This is a genomic window from Vicinamibacteria bacterium (genome assembly GCA_035620555.1).
Classification (GTDB): Bacteria; Acidobacteriota; Vicinamibacteria; order Marinacidobacterales; family SMYC01; genus DASPGQ01.
Window position 1 is genome coordinate 1 of record DASPGQ010000794.1, and the last position, 7,988, is coordinate 7,988.

The 7,988-nt window shown below is 63.0% G+C and carries 9 protein-coding genes and 1 pseudogene; 4 read left to right on the forward strand and 6 right to left on the reverse strand.

Features of this window, described 5'->3' with window-relative positions; genetic code table 11:
- A partial coding sequence (locus VEK15_31875) for a hypothetical protein (GenBank protein HXV65338.1) occupies positions 1 to 212 on the forward strand: 212 nt, incomplete at its 5' end.
- A gap of 36 nt (positions 213 to 248) precedes the next feature.
- On the opposite strand, the gene VEK15_31880 is transcribed toward VEK15_31875, so the two are convergent.
- Positions 249 to 953 carry a hypothetical protein gene (locus tag VEK15_31880; GenBank protein ID HXV65339.1) on the reverse strand — a complete coding sequence of 235 codons (705 nt, stop codon included), beginning with the start codon at positions 951 to 953 and terminating at the stop codon, positions 249 to 251.
- Between the two features lie 95 nt (positions 954 to 1,048).
- Here VEK15_31880 and VEK15_31885 point away from each other — a divergent pair, with 95 nt between their 5' ends.
- On the forward strand, positions 1,049 to 2,266 hold the full coding sequence (locus tag VEK15_31885; GenBank protein ID HXV65340.1) for an acetamidase/formamidase family protein: 1,218 nt from the start codon (positions 1,049 to 1,051) through the stop codon (positions 2,264 to 2,266).
- A gap of 36 nt (positions 2,267 to 2,302) precedes the next feature.
- Here VEK15_31885 and VEK15_31890 read toward each other — a convergent pair whose 3' ends face one another.
- The 4 genes and pseudogenes from VEK15_31890 to VEK15_31905 all read right to left on the reverse strand — a co-directional run bounded on the left by VEK15_31890 (position 2,303) and on the right by VEK15_31905 (position 6,505).
- A complete protein-coding gene (locus VEK15_31890) occupies positions 2,303 to 2,644 on the reverse strand; it encodes a hypothetical protein (GenBank protein HXV65341.1) in 342 nt (113 codons plus the stop codon).
- 261 nt (positions 2,645 to 2,905) lie between these two features.
- Complete coding sequence (locus VEK15_31895) at positions 2,906 to 5,020, reverse strand: protein kinase (GenBank protein ID HXV65342.1); 2,115 nt, start codon at positions 5,018 to 5,020, stop codon at positions 2,906 to 2,908.
- A gap of 143 nt (positions 5,021 to 5,163) precedes the next feature.
- A pseudogene (locus VEK15_31900) lies at positions 5,164 to 5,238 on the reverse strand (IS200/IS605 family transposase).
- 103 nt (positions 5,239 to 5,341) lie between these two features.
- Positions 5,342 to 6,505: an ATP-binding protein gene (locus VEK15_31905; protein HXV65343.1), complete on the reverse strand. Its 1,164-nt coding sequence runs from the start codon at positions 6,503 to 6,505 to the stop codon at positions 5,342 to 5,344.
- Positions 6,506 to 6,955: 450 nt separating this feature from the next.
- On the opposite strand from VEK15_31905, the gene VEK15_31910 reads away from it, so the two are divergent.
- Together VEK15_31910 and VEK15_31915 are read left to right on the forward strand one after the other, a co-directional pair.
- Positions 6,956 to 7,210 (forward strand): ribbon-helix-helix domain-containing protein, encoded by a 255-nt coding sequence (locus VEK15_31910; GenBank protein HXV65344.1) that lies wholly within the window; start codon positions 6,956 to 6,958, stop codon positions 7,208 to 7,210.
- Positions 7,211 to 7,256: 46 nt separating this feature from the next.
- Positions 7,257 to 7,550, forward strand: a complete 294-nt coding sequence (locus VEK15_31915; GenBank protein ID HXV65345.1) for a type II toxin-antitoxin system PemK/MazF family toxin — start codon at positions 7,257 to 7,259, stop codon at positions 7,548 to 7,550.
- 132 nt (positions 7,551 to 7,682) lie between these two features.
- Here the strand turns inward: VEK15_31915 and VEK15_31920 are convergent.
- Positions 7,683 to 7,988, reverse strand: a 306-nt coding sequence (locus tag VEK15_31920; protein ID HXV65346.1) for a hypothetical protein, incomplete at its 5' end; no start/stop codon positions are given.

A 7,988-nucleotide genomic window follows, 5' to 3' on the forward strand; every position in this document is an offset into this window, starting at 1 on the left:
AGCGGATCCAGGCGAACACGGTCGAGAAGAGGCTTCTGAACGGCCGCGGACTCCCGAATTTCAACATCCGCTTCTTCGCCTTGAACGCGAAAGGGGAATACGCCGGCGCGACGATGTACCGGGCGGAGGAGACGATTTTCGCCGTCTGCGACGAGAACGGACCGCGCGAGGAGCCCCTCGAGCCTCTGCTCGAGGGAGCTCCTACCGATTGACCTTAATAATGCACCCGTGATCAACCCGCGTTTCGCTTACAGGGGCTCCAACGTGGCGGCGACCCACGTGTAGTAGAGACTCGTCGTCGCTTCGAAACCGGAGTCGGTGCCCACGAAGAGCCATACCGATCCTCTGCCGTCGGTCACGACATCGACGCTTTCGTCTCCGCTCGAGAGTTGCCCCAGCTCCCATCGCGGTGTCTCGCCGCACGCGACGCTATTCGCGACGTCGCCAACGACGACGGCGTTCGGGCCGGGGTTCGTCTGCTGTCCCTTGTCGACGTTCATGCGGAGGAGTTCGCCGTCGAGGACCGCGTCGGGCTCTTCCACCGAGGCGCCCGCCTTGACGGTGACATCCTCGCCGGGTGCTCCACCGACACCAACACAACCACGGGGAACCGCCGTCGCAATCTCGAGGTTGAAGCGCACCCGGTAGGACCGGTTCGCATCGAGACCGCCGATACGACCCTTGTAGTACATCCATAGATCGTCGCTGTGGTTGTTTCCCGAGATGTACTGCGCGCTTCGACCGGAGTCGAGCGAAGCAGGAAGTGCGCGCCAATCCGCCTCGAGCTCGTAGAAGTCTTCCTGACCGGGGGGATAGTCGGCGAACCCGGCGATCCAGCCCTGGGGCCCGCCGGCGAAGTCGATTCGGTAGGTTTGAGCGTGGTCGCTCGAGCAGCCGACGATTCCCGCGACGAACGCCAGCGACCCAAGGGCACGGATGGCAACGGAAGCCATCGAGCTCTTTACGTCCCGAGCGCCTGAGAGCTCGCGGATTTCATCGCGCGCGACATAGAAACGGAGAACGGAACAGATACGATAGACTGTCCCGCATGTTTAGCCTGTTTCTGCATCTCTTTCTGGTCGTACAGCCCCCCGTCAGCGAGATCGTTGTCGTGGGCGGCGAGGGAAACCATTGTAGAGAAGATCCCGGATGCTTCAACCGACTTCATCCGGACATCCCCATCGCGGCCCGCGCCCGTCCCGGGCAAACCATTCTACTCAAGATGCGAAACGCGCTCGACGTCAACTTGGACCCGGCTGTCACGGCCGATGAACCCTGGATGGAGGACTCGGCCCTGGGAGCGGTCCATGCGCTCGCCGGGCCGGTGCACATCGAAGGGGCCGAGCCGGGAGACGTTCTCGCGGTCACCATTCTCGACATCGACCCGGGACCATTCGGTCTCACGATCGTGAGCGAGATCGGCTTCGTCTCCGACGTGATCTCGGAGCCCCTCGAGGTGCTGTGGCGACTGAACCGCAAGGAAGCCGTGAGCGACAGCCTTCCCGGGGTTCGAGTTCCCAACGCCAGCTTTCCTGGCGTCGTCACCGTGCTTCCCGGGCGCGAGGAGCTCGACACGATGCTCGCCCGGGAGGCCGCGCTCGCCGAGGCCGGTGGTTCGGTCTTCGCGCCTCACGCCCCCTACGCGTCGCCCGCCGAAGTTTGCGGTCCCGGGGGCTCTCATGAAGCCGAGTGCCTTCGCACCGTCCCGCCCCGCGAGCACGGCGGCAACATGGACATCCGCTACCTCGGAGTCGGCGTCACGATTTACCTCCCGTGCTACGTGCCGGGATGTGGCCTCGGAATGGGGGATATGCATTTCGCGCAGGGAGACGGTGAGGTATCGGGCACCGCGATCGAAATGGACGCCGACGCGATCGTGACGACAGCCCTCATCAAGGACGGCCCGCGTCTCGGCCGCGGACCGCACTACGAAGGGCCGGTGCGCCTCCTCGACATCCCGTCACGACGCTTCTACGCGACCACTGGGTTTCCGCTGAAACGTAAAGGCGAATTGCCCCCGGACATGGCGTATTTGAAATCCGACGTCGCCGCCGGACTCGAGAACCTTTCGAAGGACGTCTCGCTCGCTGCACGCAACGCGCTTCTGGAGATGATCGACTACATCACCGAGACCTACGGGATGACCCGTGCACAGGCGTATATCATCTCGAGCGTCGCCGTGGATTTGAGGATCGGCCAGCTCGTCGACGCCCCCAACGTCGGAGTGACAGCCCTTCTTCCCCTCGATATTTTCGAAGCTCGGTAGTCGTCGTTGCAGTCGCGCTCGAAAGCCTGGGATCCATCAGCCGGAGCGTGCCTGGGCGAAAAAATCCCTGAGCTCATACTCGAGGTCGCGGCCATAGTGGAGGCCAACCCACTCGAGAAGGATCTCTCGTTCGCTTTCGAGCGGTCGCTGTTTTGCGAGTGCGCGTCTCGATAAAGAGATGACGGTGTTGGTGAGCGCGTCCGCGAGCGCGAAACGGCGGGCGACGGATGCCTCGCGCAGCAAATCCAGTAGCTTCGCCTCCCACTCTGCATCGTGTATCCGCCCACAGAGAGCCCATGTGGTGGATTCTAGCGCAGATCGAAACAATCGGCGGGATCCCTCCCAGGGGTGGACGCGACGCAGGAGTAATCTACCCAATCCCTGACTCCTTCGCTACTTCCTCTCCGCGTTACAGGCGGATGGAGTTTCAAGCCAGCGAACGGAAGAGCTCCACGTAGCTCCGTACCACGTCGTCCCAGCTCGCGACGTCAGGGGTCTCCCCCTCGATGAGGAAATGTTCATCCGGAGCGATGGTGCGGCGTGAGCGTGAGCGTGAGCGTGACGGCGGTGCCGTGCCCGCGTCTCGCGTCTATCAATGAATCGTTGTTTGGGCCGGAGGAGCTCTGGGGTTGAGAGATCTTATCTCGGCGAAGGGATCTGAAGCCCCGCCTTGCGGAGGCCGTCGATCAGGTGCTCGACGAGCTCGGGAAGGTACCACTTGCCGAACTGATCCCGGGCGATCTCGGCGAAGTCAGGCCGGAGCGCCAGCACCTCCCGGACGTGCCCGCTCGCGGCCTCGCGCTCTCCGAGCTGACCGTAGACGGCCGCAAAGAGCGCGTGCGAGTAGTACTGCCCCGGCATGAGGGCCTTGGGGGCAACGGCTCGCGCCCCCTGGTAGTCGCCCTTGCGATACGCATCGAGGAGAGGGACGGCCCAATACCATGCCGGGTGGTGGGGATTGAGCAGCCTCGCTCTCTTGTCCAGCTCGCTTCCGCGCTCCCAGTCCCCGGCGAAGGCCAGCAAGTGAGCCAGGTATTCGACCGTGGCTCCGTCCAGGGGATTGAGGGCGAGGGCCCGCTCCGCGGCGCTCCGGAACGCCTCGAACTCCTTGCGGAAGTAGTGAGCCTGGGCCAGGGCGAGATGCGAGACGTGGCTCTCGGGCGCGGCTTCGACCGCACGCCGCGCGGCTTGTAGTGAGCGGCCGAGAGGGTCCGGGAGGACGTTGAATCCGAATCGGTCCTCCTCCCCGTACAGCATCGACAGCATGGCCCAGGCCGCCGCGTGGCCAGGCGCTTCTTCGACGGCCCGCTCGAGGATGGGCCGCACCGCGGCGTGCTCCTGGGGGGTGACGCGCCAGTAGTAGCCGAACGCGCGCAGCAGCGCCTCGTAGGGGCTCAGCTCCCCGACAGGCTTGCTCCTCACGGCCTCGTTCATGCTGCGGGGAAGGATGCCGTACCAGTCGGCAACCGTGGAGACGATCCGGGGGACGAGTTCGTCCTGCAGCTCGAAGATCGCGTCGGGGTCGAAGGAGCGGTTGTAGGTCTCCGCCCACAGATGGGCGCTGGAAGTCGCGTCCACCAGTTGAACGGCGATGCGCAGCGTCGAACCCGCCTGGCGAACGCTGCCGTCCATCACGTAGCGGGCTCCCAGCTCCTGGCCGACCGAGCGTACGTCGAGCCCCTCGCCGGAGTAACGTGAGGTCGAGCTGCGCGCGATGACGCGGAGGTAGGAGAAGCGCGACAAGCCGGTCACAATGTCCTCGGTCAGCCCCTCGGCCAGGGCAAGGACGCCGGGCTCGGCACCCCGGTGCTTGAAGGGCAGCACCGCGACCCAGAAGCCCCCCTCCTTCGGTCGAGCCCCCGTCGACGGCATCAGCGCGGGCGTGCCGGCCGCAGGCGGCGCGGGCGCCACCGACGCCGGCCGGCTGGGCAGGTTCCGCAGCGCCTCAGCAGCCTCCCGAGCTGTCGGGAAACGGTCGTCCAGCTTCTTTTGGAGACAGCGGGCGATGACCCGCTGCAGGCCCTCCGGAAGGTCCGACCGCGACTGCTCGAGCGGCGCGTCGCGGAGGATGGCGGAGGCGAGCTCGGCCGGAGAGCGGCCCTGGAAGGGGCGTCGCCCGGTGGCCATTTCGTACACAAGGATGCCGAGAGAGAAGATATCGGTCCGGTGATCGACCTTCATGCCCGACACCTGCTCGGGGGACATGTAGGGCACCGTCCCCATCACCACGCCCTCGCGGGTCCTCATCAGCGTCGAGAGCTCCGAGTCCGCCACTTCGCTCGAGCCTTCGACCTTGGCCAGGCCGAAGTCCAGGACCTTGACCCGCCCGTCCGTCGTGACCATCACGTTGCCGGGCTGGAGATCGCGGTGGACGATGCCTTTGTCGTGGGCGGCGGCGAGGGCCTCGGCGAGCGCGGTGGCGATCACGACGATCCGCTCGACCGGCATCCCGCCCTCGGGGATGAGGCGGGCAAGCGGCTGGCCCTCGACGAGCTGCATGGTCAGGAAGTGGACCCCGTCGGCCTGCTCGACGGAGTGGACGGTGACGATCCCGGGGTGGTCGAGGGCGGCGAGGGCCTTCGCCTCCCGCTGGAAGCGCTCGAGGCGCTCCGGGCTCGCGGCCATCTCGGGGGGCAGGACCTTGATCGCCACGTCCCGTCCCAGCTTCGTGTCGGTGGCCCGGTACACCTCGCCCATGCCGCCCGAGCCGATGGCGGCGGTTATGCGGTAGTGCGCGATCGTGCGGCCGATCAAGACGAAAATTCCAGGGTCTCGCAAAATTATACGCCATTGGCTCTGGAGGGCTAACTCCGCATTGCGGGGTAAGCCACTGGTTCGACCAGTGAGACATGAACAGCTTTGAGCGTAACGGGAGTAAAGTTCTCCTCCGAATGTTTCCCAAACAGCGTCTTCCCACGCCGTTTGGGTACGAACACAACGTGACACTTACAATCCCATTTCGAATGCGACAGACTTCTGTAGTTTCATTCATCAAGACCGAGGCGGGGACACTCGTCGACTCCGGTGGGGTCGCGAGGGCCGAGCGACGCGGATCGAGGGTCTTCCGGATGTCCGTCATCGACCCTTCCAGAGCCTCGCGAGGCTCGAAACGGGAAGCACGAAGACGTTCTTGGCCACCGAGTAGAGCTCCTCGCCCGGATACACGATGTGGCTCTTCGAGGGGTTCAGGTCTTCGAGAGCGGACCAGAACCCGCGGCTCGGAGTAGGCGCGAGCGACAGTTTTATCTCGACGGCGAGAGGTCGCGCCCGGCCGCCGGGAACGAGCACGAGGTCGATCTCAGCGCCTGCACTCGTGCGATAGAAAAAAGCCTGCCACGACGCCGGCACCCTGGTGAGTATCTGCTCCAGGACGAAGCCCTCCCACGAGGCTCCCGCGGAGGGGTGGCCGAGAAGAGCATCGTAGGCTGGAATGTCCAGTAGCGCATGGATAATCCCGCTGTCTCGCAAGAAGATCTTGCGCGACTTCACGAGACGCTTCTTTACGTTGGCGTGGTAAGGTGGGAGCTGTCGCACCATGAACGTATCTTGGAGTATGTCGAGATAGTGCTGCGCCGTCGGGGGCGTGACACCGAGACTCTGCGCTATCTTGCTTGCGTTCCAGAGCTGGGCGTGCGAGTGGGCGAGCATCGTCCAGAATCGCCGGAGCATCGTGGCCGGAACGCGGATTCCAAGGTTTGGTAAATCGCGCTCCAAATAGGTCTGAATAAACGCGTGTCGCCACCGCATCGAACGCGCGTCATCGGTCTCGAGGTAGCTGAGAGGATAGCCGCCCCGGTTCCACCGGCGTTGGATGGTACCCTCGTCCTCCCCGAGCTCCGCGAGATTGAATGGAGTCAGCTCTAGATACTGAACGCGGCCGGCGAGACTCTCAGAGGACTGCCGAGTCAGATCCGGCGTTGCGGACCCCAAAATCAAAAAACGTCTTCTACGATTCTTGTCGACCAGCGCCCGCAGGAGAGGGAATAAGTCAGGACGGCGCTGGATCTCGTCCAAGATGACGAGGGCGCGCGAGTGTTGGCGGAGATAGAGCTCGGGTTCCGCGAGCTTTGCGAGATCCGACGGAAGCTCGAGATCCAAATAGACAGCGTTTTTGCGACTCCGAGCAATCTCCTTGGCGAGCGTCGTCTTGCCAACCTGCCGAGCGCCGACGATGCCGACGACCGGGAACTGCCTCAAAGCCAACCGGACGTCACCCATGAGGCGTCTGGGAATCATCATCCTTGCATTATGAAATATAGTATTTTAATTTGCAAGAATTCATAATTATGGTGAGTTTCGTGGGCGATTGCCATCGGGCTGCTTCGAGGGAATCAGATGTGAGCGCGAGCGCGAATAATCCTGCGAATGACCTCGTGTTCGGTGATGAGAGCGAGGACTTTCATCTCGGAACCGCACCGGTCGCAGATCAGCGGGTCGACTTCGTAGACGGTAGATGAGCTCTCGCCATCGTTTGTTCGTCGAGGGCGACGTAGTTGTCAGGATCGCAGCCGAGCGCGAGGAGCTGCGCGATTAGGCGAACACAAGGCGAAAATCGAGGTGTCTTTCGAGCCTGGTTCGAGGAGTTGAAGCGTCTCGCCCCCACCCGCAACTGAGAGCTTGATTCCCTCACGCACGCGGTATGACTAGATGGTATTCAGATACTATAACTACAGGTGAGGTTCAGTCTTAATGAATACCGAAAAGGTGGCGATCACGATACCCAAAGATCTGCTCGAGATGGTCGACGCGTTGAGCTCCGAGAAGGGTATATCAAGGAGCAAATTCATCTCGTCTCTGATTCGGGAGAAGCTTTTGCAGCAGAGGAACAGTCATCTCAAAGAGGTTTACGACCGCGTCTTCTCGGACGAGGCGATTCGGAAGGAGCAGCTCGAGACCGCCCGATGGTTCGAAGCGGGCGAGAGTTGCGAAGGACAGGAATGGTAATTCGGAAGGGTGGCGTGTACTGGGTCGATTTCTCTCCCGCCAAAGGGTGGGAGCCCAGGGAAAACGTCCCGGGCTGGTCGTCCAGTGCGACCCTCTGAATGACAGTCGCCTCAATACCGTGATCGTCATCGCCATCACCTCCACCCGGCGGCTGGGCGAGCTACCCGGGAACGTCACCCTGCGAAAAGGGGAGGCCAATCTCGGGAAGAAATCGGTGGTCAACGTCACTCAGATTAGGACGGTCGACAAGCTGAGCCTCACGGAAAAGATCGGTGCGCTCTCCCGGGCTCGGATGGACGAGGTTCAAGCCGGCATGAAGCTGGTCATGGATCTTCCCTAGGATCACCCGTCACCGAACCCCCGCGCCCTATATTTGCCATCAGACAGGGACATCGGGATCTGGTCGAAGAGCGCGAGCGGCTCGCGCCCACCCGCAACTGAGTGTCGCGTTCGCGTGCGACGAATTTGGCGGCTAGCGGCGCGCCAGGCGCTGGAACCGCGCCCAGTCGTCGTCGGGAATGGGGTTCGTGAACTGAAACTTGTAGTTCTTGCCCCCGCCTAGCTTCAGCCGGTCGGATTCTCGGGTCTTGAGATTCAAGACCCTGCGGTTGTCTCTTTCCAGAGAAAGCATGTCACCAAAAGCCCATTGCCATGCATGGTCTTCGGACGCGAAGCCAATCCCCCCCGGGTCGAGTGAGAGGGTCCCGTTGCATCCCCCGAAGCGATGATTGTGCGCGGCTTGGAACGACAGCGGCAGGCGGCTCTGCCAAATCGCGTC